Source organism: Photorhabdus sp. HUG-39 (assembly GCF_963878365.1).
Lineage (GTDB): Bacteria > Pseudomonadota > Gammaproteobacteria > Enterobacterales > Enterobacteriaceae > Photorhabdus > Photorhabdus kayaii.
On sequence record NZ_CAWNWY010000030.1, the window covers coordinates 40882 to 60404 of the forward strand.

General features: G+C 42.4%; 14 protein-coding genes. 8 read left to right on the top strand and 6 right to left on the bottom strand.

Annotated features, from left to right (window positions below):
• Positions 1-190: 190 nt before the first annotated feature.
• Both AAC155_RS17625 and AAC155_RS17630 read right to left on the bottom strand, forming a co-directional pair.
• Positions 191-1408, bottom strand: a complete 1218-nt coding sequence (locus AAC155_RS17625; protein ID WP_113043549.1) for a serine hydrolase — start codon at positions 1406-1408, stop codon at positions 191-193.
• 425 nt (positions 1409-1833) lie between these two features.
• Positions 1834-1956, bottom strand: coding sequence for a hypothetical protein (locus AAC155_RS17630; protein ID WP_262405168.1), 123 nt, complete (start codon positions 1954-1956; stop codon positions 1834-1836).
• Positions 1957-2559: 603 nt separating this feature from the next.
• Between AAC155_RS17630 and AAC155_RS17635 the strand changes: the two genes are divergently transcribed.
• Positions 2560-3471, top strand: a complete 912-nt coding sequence (locus tag AAC155_RS17635; RefSeq protein WP_113043551.1) for a LysR family transcriptional regulator — start codon at positions 2560-2562, stop codon at positions 3469-3471.
• A gap of 251 nt (positions 3472-3722) precedes the next feature.
• Positions 3723-6098: a penicillin-binding protein 1B gene (gene mrcB, locus AAC155_RS17640; RefSeq protein ID WP_113043552.1), complete on the top strand. Its 2376-nt coding sequence runs from the start codon at positions 3723-3725 to the stop codon at positions 6096-6098.
• A gap of 191 nt (positions 6099-6289) precedes the next feature.
• Here mrcB and AAC155_RS17645 read toward each other — a convergent pair whose 3' ends face one another.
• On the bottom strand, positions 6290-7273 hold the full coding sequence (locus AAC155_RS17645) for a quinone oxidoreductase (protein ID WP_113043553.1): 984 nt from the start codon (positions 7271-7273) through the stop codon (positions 6290-6292).
• Positions 7274-7443: 170 nt separating this feature from the next.
• Between AAC155_RS17645 and dnaB the strand changes: the two genes are divergently transcribed.
• From dnaB to AAC155_RS17660, 3 genes are all read left to right on the top strand, one after another.
• On the top strand, positions 7444-8853 hold the full coding sequence (gene dnaB, locus AAC155_RS17650; RefSeq protein ID WP_011148449.1) for a replicative DNA helicase: 1410 nt from the start codon (positions 7444-7446) through the stop codon (positions 8851-8853).
• Positions 8854-8891: 38 nt separating this feature from the next.
• Positions 8892-9971, top strand: coding sequence for an alanine racemase (gene alr, locus AAC155_RS17655; protein WP_113043554.1), 1080 nt, complete (start codon positions 8892-8894; stop codon positions 9969-9971).
• A 174-nt stretch (positions 9972-10145) separates the two neighbouring features.
• Positions 10146-11345 (top strand): amino acid aminotransferase, encoded by a 1200-nt coding sequence (locus AAC155_RS17660; RefSeq protein WP_113043555.1) that lies wholly within the window; start codon positions 10146-10148, stop codon positions 11343-11345.
• 514 nt (positions 11346-11859) lie between these two features.
• Here the strand turns inward: AAC155_RS17660 and AAC155_RS17665 are convergent.
• Both AAC155_RS17665 and AAC155_RS17670 read right to left on the bottom strand, forming a co-directional pair.
• A complete protein-coding gene (locus AAC155_RS17665; protein ID WP_113043556.1) occupies positions 11860-12267 on the bottom strand; it encodes a type II toxin-antitoxin system HicB family antitoxin in 408 nt (135 codons plus the stop codon).
• A 51-nt stretch (positions 12268-12318) separates the two neighbouring features.
• Positions 12319-12495 carry a type II toxin-antitoxin system HicA family toxin gene (locus tag AAC155_RS17670; RefSeq protein ID WP_036778089.1) on the bottom strand — a complete coding sequence of 59 codons (177 nt, stop codon included), beginning with the start codon at positions 12493-12495 and terminating at the stop codon, positions 12319-12321.
• A gap of 813 nt (positions 12496-13308) precedes the next feature.
• On the opposite strand from AAC155_RS17670, the gene AAC155_RS17675 reads away from it, so the two are divergent.
• Both AAC155_RS17675 and AAC155_RS17680 read left to right on the top strand, forming a co-directional pair.
• Complete coding sequence (locus AAC155_RS17675; protein WP_113043557.1) at positions 13309-14400, top strand: PfkB family carbohydrate kinase; 1092 nt, start codon at positions 13309-13311, stop codon at positions 14398-14400.
• Positions 14397-15335, top strand: coding sequence for a pseudouridine-5'-phosphate glycosidase (locus tag AAC155_RS17680; protein WP_113043558.1), 939 nt, complete (start codon positions 14397-14399; stop codon positions 15333-15335). Before AAC155_RS17675 ends, AAC155_RS17680 begins: the two co-directional genes overlap by 4 nt.
• A 60-nt stretch (positions 15336-15395) precedes the next feature.
• Here the strand turns inward: AAC155_RS17680 and uvrA are convergent, their stop codons facing one another.
• Positions 15396-18230: an excinuclease ABC subunit UvrA gene (gene uvrA, locus AAC155_RS17685; RefSeq protein ID WP_113043559.1), complete on the bottom strand. Its 2835-nt coding sequence runs from the start codon at positions 18228-18230 to the stop codon at positions 15396-15398.
• Positions 18231-18589: 359 nt separating this feature from the next.
• On the opposite strand from uvrA, the gene AAC155_RS17690 reads away from it, so the two are divergent.
• Positions 18590-19123, top strand: a complete 534-nt coding sequence (locus AAC155_RS17690; protein ID WP_112895396.1) for a single-stranded DNA-binding protein — start codon at positions 18590-18592, stop codon at positions 19121-19123.
• Positions 19124-19523: the final 400 nt, after the last annotated feature.

Consider the following 19523-nt stretch of genomic DNA (forward strand, 5'->3'; position numbering starts at 1 on the left):
TGACCGGGGTGAGTGAGTGCAGCCAACAAAGAGGCAACTTGAAAGATGACGGGTATAGTTATATATGAGAATTGAGCACTAAAATATTTATGGATACTGCGTGATTTTTTGCCGTGCTTTAATCTATTTTTAGGTTAGCTAAGATACCAATTATTTTTTTCGTTGTATTATTATGTGAATCTACCACACATTAGCTATTTATGGAGCAAGAAAAGCAAATGCCAGACCATTGATATATTTTTATCAAGACGAAATCCCACATACGGCTAATGAATCCACCTTCTTCAATCGTTTCCATTACAATAAGTGGTCTTTCCTCGATGGTCTTACTGCCAATCTTAAAAATTATGGTGCCGACTACTTGGTCTTTCTTTATTGGGGCAGTAATCTGAGGAACATTAAGAATATAGCTGGTTTTTAATTTTTTAAGTTGGTCACGAGGTATGGTAATCGAATTTTGTTTACCTGCATTGAGTTTGACTTCTTTTTTATTTCCAAACCATATACGTTGAGTGATAAAAGTATCTTCAGATTTAATAGGTGTCACTGTTTCAAAGAAGCGAAATCCCCATGTCAGAAGTTTTTCTGATTCCTGGAAACGAGCAAAATCCGTCTTTGCTCCTAGAATAACAGAAATTAAGCGCATATCACCTAAGGTTGCTGATGCAACTAAGTTATAACCGGCGCCAGAGGTAGTTCCGGTTTTCATGCCATCTATATTGAGGTTGCTGTTCCATAACAACCGGTTACGATTGTATTGACGAATCTTATTAAATGTGAACTCTTTCTCTTTATGAATTGCATATTCATCCGGGACATCATGAATGAGGGAACGAGCTAACAATGCCATGTCTCGTGCTGTACTAAATTGCCCAGGAGCATCTAAACCATGCACTGTTTTAAATGTTGTATTGTTGAGCTCCATTTTTTGTCCATAGCTGTTCATAAGACTTATGAACGCGCCCTGACTGCCAGCTATATAATCAGCTAATGCAACACAGGCGTCATTACCGGATTGAATAACAATCCCTTTGTTAAGGTCTTCCACTGAAACCCTATCTCCAGGTTTAAGAAACATGACAGAAGACCCGCGTAGAACAGGATTGCCTGTAGCCCAAGCATTTTTATCAATGGTTACAGTATCGGTCAGATGAATCGTACCTAACTTAATCGCTTGTCCTACAATATAACTGGTCATGAGTTTAGTTAGGCTCGCCGGATCTATCTTTTCATCCGCATTACCTTCTGCCAAAACTTTTCCACTGTTGTAGTCCATTAAGATCCAAGCTTGTGAGTCCACTTGTGGAGTAGCTAGAGCTTCTTCAGCTTGAATTAATGGAGCATGGAGAAACAGTAAAAATGTAGCCGCAAACTGGACTTTCCATGTAAAAAAGGTGATATCTTTCATAAAAAAACCAAATGTCTATTATAAAATTATTAAGTCAATTTATTTTATTTGAACTTTAGAAAACGTTTAGTTCTGAAACTCTCGAAATTCAAACACGGCACGTCTATTCCATTTCCTGGTTTATTCCTCATAGCCAAAAACTGCCGGATATGACTTATAAAAATAAATTGTTTTCACTTGTTCTTCCTTTACGCCAAAAATGATCAAATAATCATAAATTCTATTTATCTAAGTGGCTTTATTTTATCGAACTGCTATTTAGATTAAAGTATATGATATTATCGTCATAAAGCACCAGTAACTTATTTTCGAAATCATCACTGTATTCTTCCTGCATTCGCCTTGTAAGGAATATGATTTTCCGTTAATTATGTTGTTGTGATTGTTACAGTTGGTGAGTAATAATGATAGCATCGTTATAAATGCTAATCTGGATAATTTAAACATATTCCCATCCTGAATATATACGTTTTAGTAAAAACTAATGTGTTATACCCGTCATCTTTCAAGTTGCCTCTTTGTTGGCTGCACTCGCTCACCCCGGTCACATCGTTATCTATGCTCCCGGGGATTCACTTCCTTGCCGTCGCGATCCATCTTGAAATCCATAGGGTATATACCTAAAATAACAGGGAAAACGTTTTTATCTGGCCCTTTGTGACATTCAACCGCTTTTTTTTATTGTAAATAAAATAATGTTTTTCACTTTCATAATCTACAATCATCATATCTCCATTCATAAACTGATATACAAGTTTCTTTCTGTTCTTGTTAAATAGTTTGGTGGGGGATGGTGATACAATAAAATCATCATCCCACTTCAAAGTCGTTATCCTATAGTTTGTATGCATGATAGTCATTTCACTACGGCCTTGACAGTTTAAAGTATACTGCTTCATCGCGTTAACTGGACATGATCTGAATATAAATAGAATAACGATATATTTCATAATGTTTTTGTCCATATGACTTGTTTTTCAAGAAAATATAGGGATTTTGCTATCGTGTGATGCTTTTGTTCGTCTGGATAACGCGGCTAGCGCCTTTTGACGTTTTGCTCATAGGTGTTTCTTTCTTCTCAAGATGTTTCTGATTGTGTAATAGTATAGATACGTCTAATATCAATCAATATTTGAAAATGGCTATCTGTTATGAATTGTATTGATATTGAGAGTATTGACCTCAATTTGCTCAGGGTATTTGAGGCTTTGATCGAGGAAGGTGGGGCGAGTCGTGCTGCTATTCGGCTCGGATTAACGCAACCAGCCGTAAGCGCAGCCCTTGGGCGTTTAAGACGCATATACTCTGACCCGCTGTTCGAACGGACGGGACGCGGGCTACGTCCTACAGTTCGAGCTAATGAGTTAGCTCCTCTCGTTGAAGAGGCACTGACGCAATGCCGACAGGCACTAGCTTTAACCACTGCTGGAAAAGAGATAAAGGGCCGTACGGTGACTGTAGGTTTATCAGATGACAGTGAAATTGCTTTAGGACAAAAAATACTGAAAGAAGTTGACGAGTATCTTCCTGGTTTGCATATTATTTTTCGACAAACTCATAGTGGCTTGGCTCAGGATATGTTGATGCGTCATCAAATTGACCTTGCTATCACCGCTGGTGGTTTATCATCTCACTTAATTAAAAGTCACCGTTTAGGAGAGGGGAATTACTTGTGCATAGCCGACAAAAATACTTTGGTGCCGGTGACGGTGGCTGATTACGCACAACGCCCTCATTTATTAGTTTCCTCAGGTGGGTTCGTAGGTGTTGTAGATGAAGCATTAAATGCTGTTGGCTATAAACGTAGTGTCAAGGTTTCTACCACACATTTTGCGGCAGTGCCATTTTTGCTGATTGAGACTGATTTAATCACTACGGTGCCATCACATGCAGCACGAGCAATGGAGAAGAACACATCGCTGCAAATATTCCCATGCCCCGTTAGCATGCCACCCTATGAACTCGAAATAGGCACAAGAGTAGGGAGCAAACATGATAAAGTTCTGCATGAGTTAAAATCTATTATAGTGAAGATATGTCAAACACTTGGTTTTTTGTCATGAGCATTTTGGTGTGAATGCTACAGGCTTTATATAGTCATTTCGTTGTTGAAAATATTTTTTTCGTGGAGAGGCAGCTTGAAAGATGACGGGTATAAATACGATTTATTTTAGTTATATTAATAACAAGATTGATTAATAGTGATTGTATTAGGTAACCTGTTCCATCTTAATCGTTGAATACTGAAACCTGCGCGTTATGAAAATTTTTAACATTGAAGTTGCCTTTGAGTATACATTACGAGTTGGTTTATATGAAAGAAATTAATGTAACGGAACCTTTAGGAAGAAGAAAGAAGAAAAAAAATAAAAAGAGAAAAGTAAGTTTCCTTTTTAAGATTATATTAGCCGTTTTATTTGTAGTGTTTTGTTTTGCATCTCTCTACATATATAACTTGGCAGAAAGAATCGATACCATGATAAATGAGAGAATGAATAATGGATTCTGGGATATGCCAGCTCAGGTTTATGGCAAGACTTACACGTTAAAGCTAGGGGAGTATAAAAACAAAGAAAATGTAATAAAGATATTAAATGGAGCCAGATACCATCAGGTTGACTCGATAAGAAGTCCTGGTGATTTTCATGAAGATGGAGATAAGGTTTTTATTTACTTACGGGAGTTCTCCTATCCAGACCATTTATCTAAGTCAGTTAAAGTGGAAGTTGAGTTTGACAAAAATGGAATTAAAAAGATAATGAATTTAGATCTAGGATTGGCTGTTAATAACATCCTCGTTGAACCTAGGTTAGTGGAAGTTATATATTCACCCGGTGATGAGCAACGGATATTTATGCCATTGAAAAACTTCCCTAATGATATGATTAATATGTTGATTTCCACAGAGGATCGAGAGTTTTATAATCACCATGGTCTTAATCCTTATTCTATAGCCAGAGCCTTGTACAAAAACATCAAAGCTGGAAAGAGAATTCAGGGCGGCAGTACGATAACACAGCAAGTTGTGAAAAATATGTTCTTGTCCCGGGATAGGACAATTAGCCGTAAGTTGAGTGAGGCTATTATGTCTTTGGTCTTGGAGTTTAAGTTTAACAAGAATAAAATTCTTGAGCTTTATCTGAATGAAATTTATCTGGGACAGAACGGTTCGTTCGGGATTTATGGGTTTCCACTTGCTAGCGTTTATTACTTTGGTAGGCCAATCAATGAAATATCTTTAGAGCAGCAAGCATTATTAATAGGGATGGCCAAAGGAGCTTCATTGTATAACCCGTGGACTAAACCGACAGTAGCTATGGAGAGGCGTAATCTCGTTTTAAAGTTGTCAGCAGAAAGTGGAGTGATTAACAAAGATGATTACTTATCTTCAATGAAAGAAGGTCTCAATGTTCAGGAAAAAGGTTCCGTTTTCACTAAACATCCTTCTTTCATTAGCATGTTAAAAAAAGAGATTAGGAATAATAAAAATATTGCCCTCAATGATTTATCCGGAGCAAGAGTGTTTTCCACTTTTGAGCCTGTGTCACAAGAAGATGCAGAGAATGCAGTAAAAAAAACCATGCCAATGTTAGATAAGAAAACAGGTTTAAAAGATTTGCAATCTGCAATTTTAGTTGTTGATAGAAAGTCGGGGGAATTATTGGCTGTTGTGGGAGATAGAAATGTAGACTATAACGGGTTCAACAGAGCTTTAGATACTAAAAGACAAGTCGGTTCACTGATTAAGCCGGCAGTCTACCTTTCTGCGCTAATTTCTCCTTACCGTTTTAATTTAAATACTTGGATTGAGGATGAACCTCTCAGTATAGATATTGGTGAAAAAAACTCGTGGTCACCAAAAAATCCTACAAGAACGTACAGAGGGAGAGTAATGCTTTTGGATGCTCTTGCTCATTCTATTAATGTAGCTACAGTAAATTTGGGGATGTCTGTAGGAATTGATAATGTCGCAGAAACACTAAAATCAATAGGAATTCCTTCTGATAGGATAGTAATGGTTCCATCTATGCTGTTAGGCACACTTGATATGGCGCCAGTAGAACTTGTTGAAGGAATTCAGACGATATCTAATCTTGGAAAGCATACGGGTGTTTACACATTAATTTCAATTCAAGACAGATATGGGAAAGAAATTTACCATAGAACCGAGACTCCAGAACAAGTCGTTCCAGAAGAAGCTGCCTGGCTCACGCTTTATGCTATGCAGGAGTCTGTTCGCTCAGGCACATCAAAAAGATTAGGGGTTGGATTTAGAAAATATGCTCTTGCAGGGAAAACGGGATCTTCCAGTGGCTTGCGCGATAGTTGGTTTACTGGTATTGACGGAGAAAAAGTAGTGCTTTCTTGGATTGGAAGGGATAATAATGAGCCGACTAAATTATGGGGAGCTAGCGGTTCTTTATTTCTTACTAAAGCATTTTTTGAAATTAATGGAGTGGGTAAGCTAGAGCCTGTTAAACCAAACGATATATATATGGTTGGGGTTGATGCTCAAGGTGATATTTATTGTAAAGAAAACCTTTCAGGGGATAGCATGGTTGGCGGGGAAGCACGCGAAATGCCTATCTGGGGCAATGAGCTCAATACGATTTGTAATACACCACCACAATTTCTTCCTGTTTCATTAAAAAAACCTTACTCTGATGAAAGTTTAGATGCTCTTTTTTAGTTTGATTTTTATTTCAAATATGTTGTTGGTGGATTGTCTGAGATGTGATACCCCTACCAAGAGGGGTATTGTTTTATCTTTCATATATTCAGCCAGCATTGCCCCCCGGTCTAAGGTTATTCGTGCAGGCAATAGCGGCATAATGAGGTATTAGACTTGTTGGTTTGGTTAATAACCCGCTCATCTTACCGTTAAGGGATCAGTAAACTTGATCCTTGCGTTGCCCGACTTTCCAGAATCTGATGTGCCCTTGTCGCTTCACTTAGCGGGAACCTTTGATTTTCTGGTACATCCACATTAATTTTGCCGCTGGCAATCAGATCAAATAATTCTTTGCTCGCCTCATCCAACTCTTCGCGTGTTGAAATATAGCCAGCGATAGAAGGGCGGGTAACGAACAGTGAGCCTTTCTGATTTAAAATCCCCAAATCGACACCGGTAACTGGCCCGGATGCATTGCCAAAGCTAACCATTAACCCGTGGCGTTTCAGACAATCCAGCGAGTTCAGCCAGGTCGATTTACCAACAGAATCATAAACTACACCGACTTTTTCACCGTTGGTGATTTCATAAATTCGTTCGACAATATTTTCACGGTTATAGTTAATAACCTGCCATGCACCGGCATCTTTAGCGCGTTGTGCTTTCTCATCAGAGCCGACTGTTCCAATCAGTTTTGCACCCAAAGCTTTTGCCCATTGGCAGGCAATTAGCCCAACGCCACCCGCGGCGGCATGAAATAAAAAGGGTTCGCCTGACTGGATTTTGTAGGTACGGCGTAGAAGATAGTAGACTGTCAGCCCTTTTAGGAAAGAAGCAGCAGCTTGTTCGAAGGAGATGGTATCCGGCAGAACAGCGACTTTGTTTTCCGCGACATTGTGCACTTCACTGTAAGCGCCTAAAGTTGATTGCGCATAAACTACACGGTCACCCACTTTTATGGTAGTCACAGCGGAACCTACTTTGGTCACTACGCCCGAGGCCTCAGTGCCTAGGCCGCTTGGTAATTGTGCCGGTGGGTATAGCCCGCTACGAATATAAGTGTCGATGTAATTGATTCCAATCGCTCTATTTTCTACTTGTACTTCATCGTCCGCAGGAGCTCTGGGGGTGAATTCACAATATTGCAGGACCTCGGGGCCGCCAATAGAGGAAAATTTGATATGTTTTGCCATGACTCAACCTCATCAATGTAAGGGAAATGTGTGCACGTAGTAGTTGAACTCATTGTGAACAGGTTTTAGTGTGCTAGAAATAATTACAAACTATATGTAATTACTCAAGGCACTTCATAGCGTATACTCATGTGCTGTTGCAGATTTATCAGTGGATTATTGCGGGATTCATGGCGGGAAAAAAATCAACTCACAACAAAATGGCTGAACCAAAAGATCGCCAAATGGAAGGGCTGAAACTTCCGCCACACTCTTTGGAAGCAGAGCAGTCTGTGTTAGGTGGTTTAATGTTAGATAACGAACGTTGGGATAATGTTTCCGAACGTGTTACTAGCAATGATTTTTTCAGCCGTCCACATCGGCGCATTTTTGCTGAAATGCAGCGGTTGCTGGAGATGGGCAACCCAATCGACCTGATTACATTATCGGAATCCCTTGAGCAGAGTGGGGAGCTGAATAATGTAGGGGGTTTTGCTTATCTGGCCGAATTATCTAAAAATACGCCAAGCGCGGCTAACATTAATGCTTATGCGGATATTGTCCGTGAACGTGCTGTTGTCCGCGAGATGATCGCCGTTGCAAACGAAATTGCCGATGCGGGTTATGATCCTCAAGGCAGGAGCAGTGAAGAATTATTGGATCTAGCCGAATCGCGGGTGTTCCAGATCGCTGAAAATCGTGCCAGTAAAGATGAAGGGCCGAAAGGAATAGAACAGATCCTTGAAGAAACCGTCGAGCGGATTGAGCAACTCTATCAACGCCCTCATGATGGTGTAACCGGTGTTTCAACCGGTTATCAGGATCTGGATAAGAAAACCGCAGGCTTACAAAAATCAGACTTGATCATTGTGGCTGCGCGTCCTTCGATGGGTAAAACCACTTTTGCCATGAACTTGTGTGAAAACGCAGCCATGATGCAGGACAAGCCGGTTTTGATTTTTAGTCTTGAGATGCCCGGCAACCAGATCATGATGCGTATGCTGGCATCCCTTTCACGGGTGGATCAAACCCGTATCCGAACTGGTCAGCTTGATGATGAAGATTGGGCGCGGATCTCCAGTACGATGGGGATATTGCTGGAAAAACGCAATATGTATATTGATGATTCGTCTGGCCTGACACCTACCGAAGTCCGTTCCCGGGCTCGGCGCGTCTTCCGCGAAAATGGTGGATTGAGCCTGATCATGATCGACTACCTGCAATTAATGCGGGTTCCGGCCTTATCCGATAATCGTACTTTGGAAATTGCGGAGATTTCCCGTTCATTAAAAGCCTTGGCTAAAGAGCTTCAAGTGCCGGTGGTTGCACTTTCTCAGCTCAACCGTAGCCTTGAACAGCGGGCAGATAAGCGCCCGGTTAACTCTGACTTACGTGAATCCGGCTCTATTGAGCAAGATGCCGACCTCATTATGTTTATCTATCGTGACGAGGTTTACCATGAGAATAGCGACATGAAAGGTGTGGCTGAAATCATTCTTGGTAAGCAGCGTAACGGCCCAATCGGTACAGTTCGCCTCACGTTTAATGGTCAGTGGTCGCGGTTTGATAACTATGCCGGGCCAAGTTATGACGACGAATAAGTATTAACTACCAAAGAATAATAAATTTAAGGAATAGAATGAAAGCGGCAACCGCAGTTATTGACCGCCGCGCTCTGCGACATAACTTGCAACGGGTAAGGGAGCTTGCTCCTAAAAGCAATTTGATTGCAGTTGTGAAAGCAAACGCTTATGGCCACGGTTTACTGGAGACAGCACATACGCTGGACGACGCCGATTGTTTCGGTGTAGCGCGAATTGGTGAAGCATTGACGTTGCGTCATGGTGGTATCGTCAAACCGATCTTGTTACTGGAAGGATGCTTTGATGCGGCTGACCTGCTAGTACTGGTTGCTAACCATATTGAAACTGTGGTTCACAGTGTTGAACAGTTGGAAGCACTGGAACAGGCTAAGTTATCTCATCCGGTAAAAGTATGGATGAAACTGGATAGCGGGATGCATCGCTTAGGTGTCAGGCCGGAAGATGCGGAAGAATTTTATCAACGGCTAAGTCGTTGTAAAAATGTACAGCAGCCCGTCAATATTGTCAGCCATTTTGGCCGGGCTGATGAGCCAACAGTAGACACAACTCGCCAGCAGATAGCTTGTTTTCAGGCTTTTTGTGCTGACAAGCCGGGAGAAAAATCTATTGATGCATCAGGAGGTATCCTGTTGTGGCCGGAAGTCCATCAAGATTGGGTGCGTCCTGGGCTGATGATGTATGGTGTATCGCCATTGTCTGATAAAACGGCCACGGATTTTAACTTGATCCCAGCAATGACCTTAAAGTCGAGCTTAATTGCTGTTCGTAAGCATAAAGCTGGCGAGTCGGTTGGCTATGGTGGGACCTGGGTCAGTGAACGTGATACTTGTCTTGGCGTTGTGGCTATCGGTTATGGTGATGGTTATCCGCGCAGTGCGCCTTCAGGAACGCCAATACATATTAATGGCCGTGAAGTGCCGATTGCTGGCCGTGTTTCAATGGATATGATCTCTGTTGATTTGGGGCCAGATGCGACAGATAAAGTGGGTGATGAAGCGGTCCTCTGGGGAGATGTGCTGCCGGTGGAGCGGGTTGCTGAATGTACCGGTATCATTACTTATGAGCTGGTGACTAAACTTACCTCCAGAGTGGTCATGGAATACTTGGACGAATAATGTTGTAGGTTATATACCCTATGGATTTCAAGATGGATCGCGACGGCAAGGGAGCGAATCCCCGGGAGCATAGATAACGATGTGACCGGGGTGAGTGCAGCCAACAAAGAGGCAACTTGAAAGATGACGGGTGTATTGTTTATTAAATAACTGACTGATAAGGAGTAGAGCCTGATGTTCCAGAATGTTGATGCTTATGCTGGTGATCCGATTCTTTCGCTGGCTGAAGAATTTAAAAAAGATCCTCGTGCGGAAAAAATTAATCTGAGCATCGGGCTTTATTACGATGAGCAGGGAGTGACTCCGCAATTGCAGGCGGTGGCTACCGCGGAAGAGCAACTTAGGGCGTTATCACAAACGGCCTCTCTTTATCTGCCAATGGAAGGATTGGAATCCTATCGTCTTGCGGTTCAGGAACTGCTATTTGGTAAAGATCATCCGGTGTTGAAACAGAGGATAGTGGCAACGATTCAATCATTAGGCGGTTCTGGCGCTCTTAAAATTGGTGCTGATTTTTTGCGTCGCTATTTCCCTGATTCAGAAGTGTGGTGCAGTGATCCAACTTGGGAAAACCACGCGGCTATTTTCGCGGGGGCGGGTATTAAGGTGAACTATTACCCTTATTTTGATACGAAGACCAAAGGGGTAAAATTCAATGAAATGCTGGAAACATTCAGGAAATTGCCGGCAAAAAGCATTATTGTGATGCACCCTTGTTGCCATAATCCAACCGGTTCGGATCTAACCTATGAGCAATGGGATCAAGTTGTTCAGATTGTTAAAGAGAGAGAATTATTGCCATTCCTTGATATTGCTTATCAGGGGCTTGGGGATGGTATGGAAAAAGATGCTTATGCTATTCGTGCAATGGCGAACGCTGGTTTGCCTTGTCTGGTGAGTAACTCTTTCTCCAAGATATTTTCTATGTATGGTGAGCGCGTGGGTGGCTTGTCTGTCATTTGTGATGATGAACAGACCAAAGAGCGGGTATTGGGGCAGTTGAAAGCGGGTGTGCGTCGCGTCTATTCTAGCCCACCGAGTTTTGGGGCGCAGGTTGTGGCTAAAGTACTGACTGATCCTGCTTTGAAGGCACAATGGTTGACAGAAGTTGAACATATGCGTTTGCGTATTTTGGAAATGCGTACGGTGCTGGTGGATGCTTTGAAAACCGCATTACCAGAGAAAAACTTTGAGTATTTTCTGAAGCAACGCGGGATGTTCAGCTATACCGGTTTTAGCGAGAAACAGGTGGATCGCTTGCGCCAAGAATTTGCTGTTTATCTGGTCGGTAATGGTCGAGTCTGTATGGCGGGCGTCAACCATCATAATGTTGCACGTATTGCTGAAACATTTGCGGCGGTAAATAAGTCATAAATTTTAATATAAATGATTTACTATCGATGATAATGATCGACAATTTTGTAAAATAGCAGTAAACACCTCCTTGAAGCGCGCTATTTATGGTGCGCTTATTTTTCTTCTTAATATTAATTTAATGTGGTGCGTAATTAGCAGCGGCTGATCAGAACGTAGCATTAAAAAATTCTTATGAGGTGAATTATGGGATTAAAGTTAAACAATGTATAGTTTGATAGAAAAACGGAAGAATTTATCGGCGAGGGTATTCTGGAGACCTAGGTAAAAATGGTTCAGTAATATAAAAATTAGATTTCCTATTGAAGATAATATTAATAATAGTAGGTTCGATGTAAAAAATAGTGTGTGCCAATCATTGAGTTATGTTTTAATAATAAAGTTGAAATAGATAAATATTGGTATCAAACAATCACTTGGTTATCTAAATAAATGGTAATGAAGCTGTAATTTAAATTTAGTTATTTACTTAAACCTTGCTGTAGCAAGGTTTAAGATTATTTGATGGTGATGTTTAGATGGCAACAAGTTCCAGATGTTTGCCCAAGGCATTTAACGCATTCGCGATGGTGTCAATTTTAGTGCTATGGCCTAATGACACTATACGTTGAATTTCTTGCGGTCGGGTTCCCAATAACCGCGCAAGTTCTGCGTTGCTTGTTCTTGTTTGAAGCATCGTATTCAGCAGTAAAACCTTAGCCGCTATACTGGCTGGTACTTCGACAAAAGCTTCACCTTCAGTCGACGGTGTTGGTATTTCGCGTCGGTCTTCAAAGTAGAAATCGAACGCAGTAACCAGAGCATCCCGCGCCATAGCTAATGCTTCTTCTCTGGTATCTCCGCCTGTTAAGGCTTCTGGGATATCTGGGAACATCACAGCCCAACCTGTTTCGTCATGTTCGAATTTTACTGGGTATCGCATATTTTTACTCAGTGAATTTATGCGAGTAACCAGCCCCTTGGGGCCGGTCTGTCATTTGATGCCTAGCTGTTTTAATATTAACTTCCTCAGCGGTTCTGGGATTTCTTTACTAGGGTGCCTTGGCATCGTGGTTTGCTTACCGTTCAAGAAAACTTTCAAGTGGTTAGTCCCATCTTTAAATTCAGCTCCTTGAGCTTTAAGCCACCGGCGAAACTCGCTTTGCTTCACTGCCTCCTCCTGTTTGTTTAACTTGAAAATAAATATAAACATTTTTGTTTATATGAGCAAGATGTTTATAAGCATTTTTGTTTATAAGAATAATAGAGTGATAAATATTTATATTTATTCTTTATAAGATGGAGTCTAACGTGAGAATTATTCTAATTGCAGCGTATACCCGTTATCTTTCAAGCTGCCTCTTTGTTGGCTGCACTCGCTCACCCCGGTCACATAGTTTTCTATGCTCCCGGGGACTCACTGCCTTGCCGTCGCGATGCATCTTGAAATCCATAGGGTATATACCCGTCATCTTTCAAGTTGCCTCTTTGTTGGCTGCACTCACTCACCCCGGTCTCATAGTTATCTATGCTCCCGGGGATTCGCTCCCTTGCCGCCGCGATGCATCTTGAAATCCATAGGGTATATATAATTTGTTCGTGGATATTTTCGGCTATGAAGTATGTTTTTTAATGTGAAACAGATCAATTTTTCATGAAACATGTTTCAGATGGTGAAAAATAATTTTCACCATTTCAAGGTATATCCAAACATTTGTTAGCTTTCGATAAGGTTTTGCTTAGTGCTTTGTTTTGTTGAATTTATTTCTAGCATAAAACATCGGTTGATTATTAATATGAAAGAAAAAAGATTTTTCAACAGGATTTAATTTGATGGTTATCACATAAAATAGGGCTGATAATCCAGTCATAGATTCTTACGATCACTCTCCCAACTTAGTTGTAAAATAAAAAATCCCGCTTTACTATTTTTCTTTTAACACATAAAACAAACGTGTGTTTAAGAGCAAACAAGTGTCCAAAAATGACGAATCGGGAAAAACAAATATTGCAACTTCTGAGACGAGATCCGTTAATTCCACAGCAGGAAATTGCTGATGTTTTAGGTATAAGTCGCTCCGGTGTTGCTGGTCATATTATGAATTTAATGAATAAGGGATATATAAAAGGTAAAGGTTATATTTTATCTGATCATAATTATGTGGTGACAGTTGGTTCTATTAATATGGATGTTTACGGTTATGCATCGGGTAAACTTATTTATCAAGATTCTAACCCAGGAAAAATAAAATGTACCCCAGGTGGTGTAGGAAGAAATATTGCTCAAAATATCGCGTTATTAGGTAAAGAATGTCATCTTATTTCTGTAGTTGGCGATGATTTCTATGGTAGCACTTTACTGGATCAGGCCAAATGCGCAGGTGTTAATGTCAACTATTGCTATAAGTTTTATGGTGAAAATACCTCGACATATGTCTCCTTATTAGATGACGGTGGTGAGATGTTGGTTGCCATCAATGACATGCATATTTTGGAAAAACTGACGCCATCGTTGTTAGCGAATCATTGTGATCTTATTCAGCACGCTGGCGTACTGGTTATTGATTGCAATTTATCTGAAGAAGCTTTGGTTTGGCTGTTGACTAATGCCGGAACGGTACCGGTATTTGTGGATACAGTATCCGCATTTAAAGCACCTAAGATTAAAAACTGGCTTTCCTATATCCACACCTTAAAACCTAATTGTCTGGAGGCGGAAGCACTGAGTGGAATGAAAATCACCCAACCTACCGATGTTCCGGCAGTGGCGCGGTGGTTTCACGATCAAGGTGTACAGCGGTTGGTACTCAGCATGGGCGTAGAAGGTGTCTACTTTAGTGAAAGTAATGGTGTGGCAGGCTGGTCACTTCCCATCAGTATCAAGATTGTCAATGTAACAGGTGCCGGAGATGCCATGATGGCTGGGCTGGTGAACTGCTGGCTAGAAAATATGACGCTGGCAGAAAGTGTTCGCTTTGCTCAAGGATGCTCCGCACTCACGCTCTCTTGCGAATTGACCAATAATCCAAATCTGTCAAATGGCAGTGTCCAAAAACTGTTGGAATTACAATTATGAAAAATCATGCTATTAGCAATGAATATTTGGATATTTCCCCGGAAGTTACAGAGGCATTAGAGAATAACCGACCGGTTGTGGCGTTGGAATCTACCATTATTGCTCATGGAATGCCTTACCCGCAAAATATAAAGACTGCGCTACAAGTTGAGCAGAAAATCAGGGAAAATGGAGCTATTCCTGCAACAATTGCTGTTATCAATGGGATGATGAAAGCAGGTCTGTCGCATGAAGAAATAGCGTTTTTGGGTAGAGAAGGTGACAAGATAACTAAAGTCAGTCGTCGTGATTTACCCTTTGTTATCGCGGCCGGAAAAAATGGCGCGACGACGGTAGCTTCTACCATGATTATTGCGGCAATGGCCGGGATTAGAATCTTCGCTACCGGCGGTATTGGTGGTGTGCACCGGGGAGCGGAACAGACTTTTGATATTTCGGCCGATTTACAGGAATTGTCGAAAACCAGTGTCGCGGTAGTCTGTGCTGGTGCTAAATCCATTTTGGATCTTGGCCTGACAACAGAATATCTTGAAACTCATGGCGTACCACTAATTGGCTATCAAACTCACGCTTTACCGGCGTTTTTCTGTCGTACCAGCCCATTCCCCGTCAATATTCGTCTGGATTCTCCAGAACAGATAGCTCAGGCGATGGCAGTAAAATGGGATACTGGATTACAGGGCGGTTTGGTCGTTGCTAATCCGATCCCTGAGCCATACGCCATGCCGGAAGCGGAGATCAATGCTGCTATCGAACAGGCAGTACGCGAATCCATAGAACAGAGAGTAAATGGAAAAGCGTGTACGCCGTTTTTGTTAGCTAGAGTTTCTGAGTTAACCGGGGGCAATAGCCTATCTTCCAATATTCAGTTAGTGCTTAATAACGCTGAACTGGCAGCGAAAATTGCTTGTTGTTATTGGGAACGCGGCATGTGAAATCTGTTTCAAAAAGTTGCGGCTAGAAAATAAGGGGCTAACTGAGCCCCTATCTATGAATTATGCCTCTTTCTTCAATATAGGTTTTAGGAAACGTGCAGTATGTGATTTTTCACATTTGGCGACCTCTTCTGGTGTACCAGAAATCAGAACTTCACCGCCGCCGCTACCTCCTTCTGGGCCAAGATCCACGATCCAGTCAGCGGTTTTTATCACATCAAGGTTATGTTCAATAACCACAATGGTATTCCCTTGATCGCGTAACTGATGCAGAACCGCTAATAGTTGCTGAATATCAGCAAAATGCAAACCTGTTGTTGGCTCATCAAGAATATATAACGTCTGCCCAGTTCCGCGTTTGGATAGTTCACGCGCCAGTTTTACTCGCTGCGCTTCACCGCCTGATAACGTTGTTGCTGATTGTCCCAGACGGATGTAAGAAAGGCCAACGTCCATGAGGGTTTGCAGTTTACGGGCCAGAGCAGGAACTGCATCAAAGAATTCGCGAGCTTCTTCGATCGTCATATTCAAGACTTCATTGATATTCTTGCCCTTATATTTGACTTCCAGTGTTTCACGGTTATAACGTTTACCTTTGCACTGATCACAAGGGACATAAATATCAGGCAAGAAGTGCATTTCTACCTTAATAACGCCATCACCTTGGCAAGCTTCACAGCGTCCACCTTTAACGTTAAAACTGAATCGTCCAGGTGTATAACCACGGGTGCGTGATTCAGGTACGCCAGCGAATAATTCCCGGACTGGTGTAAAGATGCCGGTATAAGTTGCCGGGTTAGAGCGGGGAGTTCGGCCAATCGGGCTCTGGTCAATATCAATCACTTTATCGAAATGCTCTAGCCCTTGAATATCGATATAAGGCGCAGGGGTGATATTGGTTGCGCCATTTAACTGGCGTTGTGCAATCGGAAACAGCGTATCATTGATTAACGTCGATTTACCGGAACCAGAAACCCCGGTAATACAAGTAAATAACCCAACTGGCAGATTGAACGTCACATTTTTCAGGTTATTACCTTTCGCTCCGATCAGTTTCAGCACCTTTTTCGGATCTGCCGGGATACGCTTCTCTGGGATGGCAATTTCACGTTCTCCACTCAGGAATTGACCTGTTAGTGAATCTTTGCTCACCATAATGTCTTTAACTGTGCCTTCCGCGACGATTTCACCGCCATGAACACCTGCACCGGGGCCGATATCAATGATATGGTCGGCAGCCCGGATGGCATCCTCATCATGCTCAACCACAATCACGGTATTTCCCAGATTGCGCAAATGGATTAGTGTTTCCAGCAGGCGTTCATTATCCCGCTGGTGCAACCCGATAGAAGGTTCATCAAGTACATACATCACTCCCACTAAACCTGCACCAATCTGGCTGGCAAGGCGGATACGTTGAGCTTCGCCACCGGACAGAGTTTCGGCAGAACGGGAGAGCGTCAGATAATTCAGACCAACATTAACCAGGAATTTCAGACGGTCATGGATCTCTTTCAGTACTTTTTCAGCAATTTGTGCACGTTGACCGCTGAGTTTAATGTTTTGGAAAAAATCCATCGCATGGCCGATACTGAAATCAGAGATCTCCGGCAGAGTGGTATTCTCAATAAATACGTAACGGGCTTCTTTACGTAAGCGAGTTCCGTGGCAGGAAATACATGAACGATTACTAATATATTTCGCCAATTCCTCCCGAACGGCAGTGGATTCCGTCTCTTTATAACGGCGTTCCATATTATGCAGTACACCTTCGAACGGATGGTTACGCACTGTGGTATCGCCACGGTCATTGGTGTATTTAAATTCGATGGATTGTTTACCGGAACCGTACAACACCACTTTCTGAATATTGGTGCTGAGGGAATTGAAGGGTGCTTCGATATCGAATTTATAATGCTCTGCCAATGAACATAGCATCTGGAAATAGTAGAAATTACGGCGATCCCAGCCACGAATTGCACCACCGGCCAGGGAGATATCACCATTCTGAATGACTCTATCAGGATCAAAAAATTGCTGAATACCTAAACCATCACAAGTAGGGCAAGCCCCGGCAGGGTTGTTAAAAGAGAATAGGCGTGGTTCCAGCTCACTCATGCTGTAGCCACATGCAGGACACGCAAAGTTAGCGGAGAAAATCAGCTCTTCGGCTGTATTATCATCTATATTGGCGACAATAGCGGTGCCGCCTGAAAGTTCCAGCGCTGTTTCAAAAGATTCAGCGAGGCGTTGTGCCAGATCGGCACGAACTTTAAAGCGATCAATGACCACATCAATGGTGTGTTTCTTCTGTAATTCTAATTTCGGCGGATCGGATAGATCACAGACTTCACCATCAATACGGGCGCGGATATAACCTTGTGCTGCCAGATTATCCAACAATTTAGTATGCTCGCCTTTTCGCTCTTTGACGATAGGCGCCAGCAACATCAGGCGATGACCTTCTGGCAGTGTTAGCACATTATCTACCATCTGACTAACAGTTTGTGCCGTCAATGGAATATCGTGATCTGGGCAACGAGGTTCACCTACGCGGGCAAACAGCAAACGCAGATAATCATGAATTTCGGTAATAGTCCCTACGGTTGAGCGTGGGTTATGGGAAGTGGATTTCTGCTCAATAGAAATGGCCGGGGATAATCCTTCAATATGGTCAACATCGGGTTTCTCCATCAGTGACAGAAACTGGCGCGCATAAGCTGAAAGCGATTCCACATAGCGACGTTGCCCCTCGGCATAAAGCGTATCAAATGCCAGAGAAGACTTACCTGAGCCGGACAAACCGGTGATAACGATCAGCTTGTCTCGGGGAATTATCAGATTGATATTTTTGAGATTGTGGGTACGTGCGCCCCGAACTTCGATGTTGTCCATGAACCATTTCCCGGATTATTCATACGTGCATATACCCGTTATCTTTCAAGTTGCCTCTTTGTTGGCTGCACTCGCTCACCCCGGTCACATAGTTTGCTATGCTCCCGGGGATTCACTCCCTTGCCGCCGCGATGCATCTTGAAATCCATAGGGTATATAATAATAAGTGAGTTATTATTACACAGAGTTGACTGATTAGATATACAGTGTTTAAGTGAAATAATGTAATAAGTACGGAATTAAATTACGGTGAGCTTCGCAAAGTCTGCTTTAAAGCGGCTGCGTTTCATTTTTAGCGTCGCATGTTAAACTGTGTTGCTTAATAATTGTAGAAATTCATTTCATCAGGAGTATTCCCAATGGCCAGCAGAGGCATAAACAAAGTTATTTTAATCGGTAACCTGGGGCAAGACCCGGAAGTCCGCTATATGCCAAACGGCGGTGCAGTGACTAACATTACTTTGGCGACTTCTGAAAGCTGGCGAGATAAACAGACCGGCGAGATGAAAGAGAAGACTGAATGGCACCGGGTTGTTTTATTTGGCAAACTGGCGGAAGTCGCGGGTGAATACCTGCGTAAAGGTTCACAGGTTTATATTGAAGGTTCTCTGCAAACCCGCAAATGGCAGGATCAGAACGGTCAGGAGCGTTACACCACGGAGGTGGTGGTAAACATGGGCGGTACCATGCAAATGTTGGGCAGCCGTGCTGGTGGTGGTAGTTTCCAGGATAGCCAACCACAAGGCAGCGGTTGGGGACAGCCACAGCAGCCACAACCACAGCAACAATCTCAGCAGTTCAGCGGCGGCGGCGCTCCTTCGCGTCCTGCTCAATCCTCTGCTCCACAAAGCAATGAGCCACCAATGGATTTTGATGATGATATTCCGTTCTAGGATTTTAATTTTTCATTGTTTTTCATTATAAAACAATTGGTTATATTGTGTCATCGTGATAATCATAGGCGGTTGGAGTGCCTATTGCGAGCCTGACTAATCCTTACCCAGTAATGGGTTTGCACTTCGAAAGAGGGAGGGGAGTGTAGCATGTCAGGAAAAGGCTGGTTGCGGGGAAATAACCTACTTTGCGCCAGCCACTCTTGTTTTACCTAAACATATGCTCTTCTGCAACAGGTTGACGTCTACGCTATCGACAAGAGTTCAGACATGGGAGACGGTTGCTTGCTGGACACTTACATTCAAAATGTGGAAGGCCCATTTTTAACCCATTATTGACATTCATAGTTAACATCTCTGTTTAGGTGACGAAATGCAGGGTACTACACAACAAAGGGAG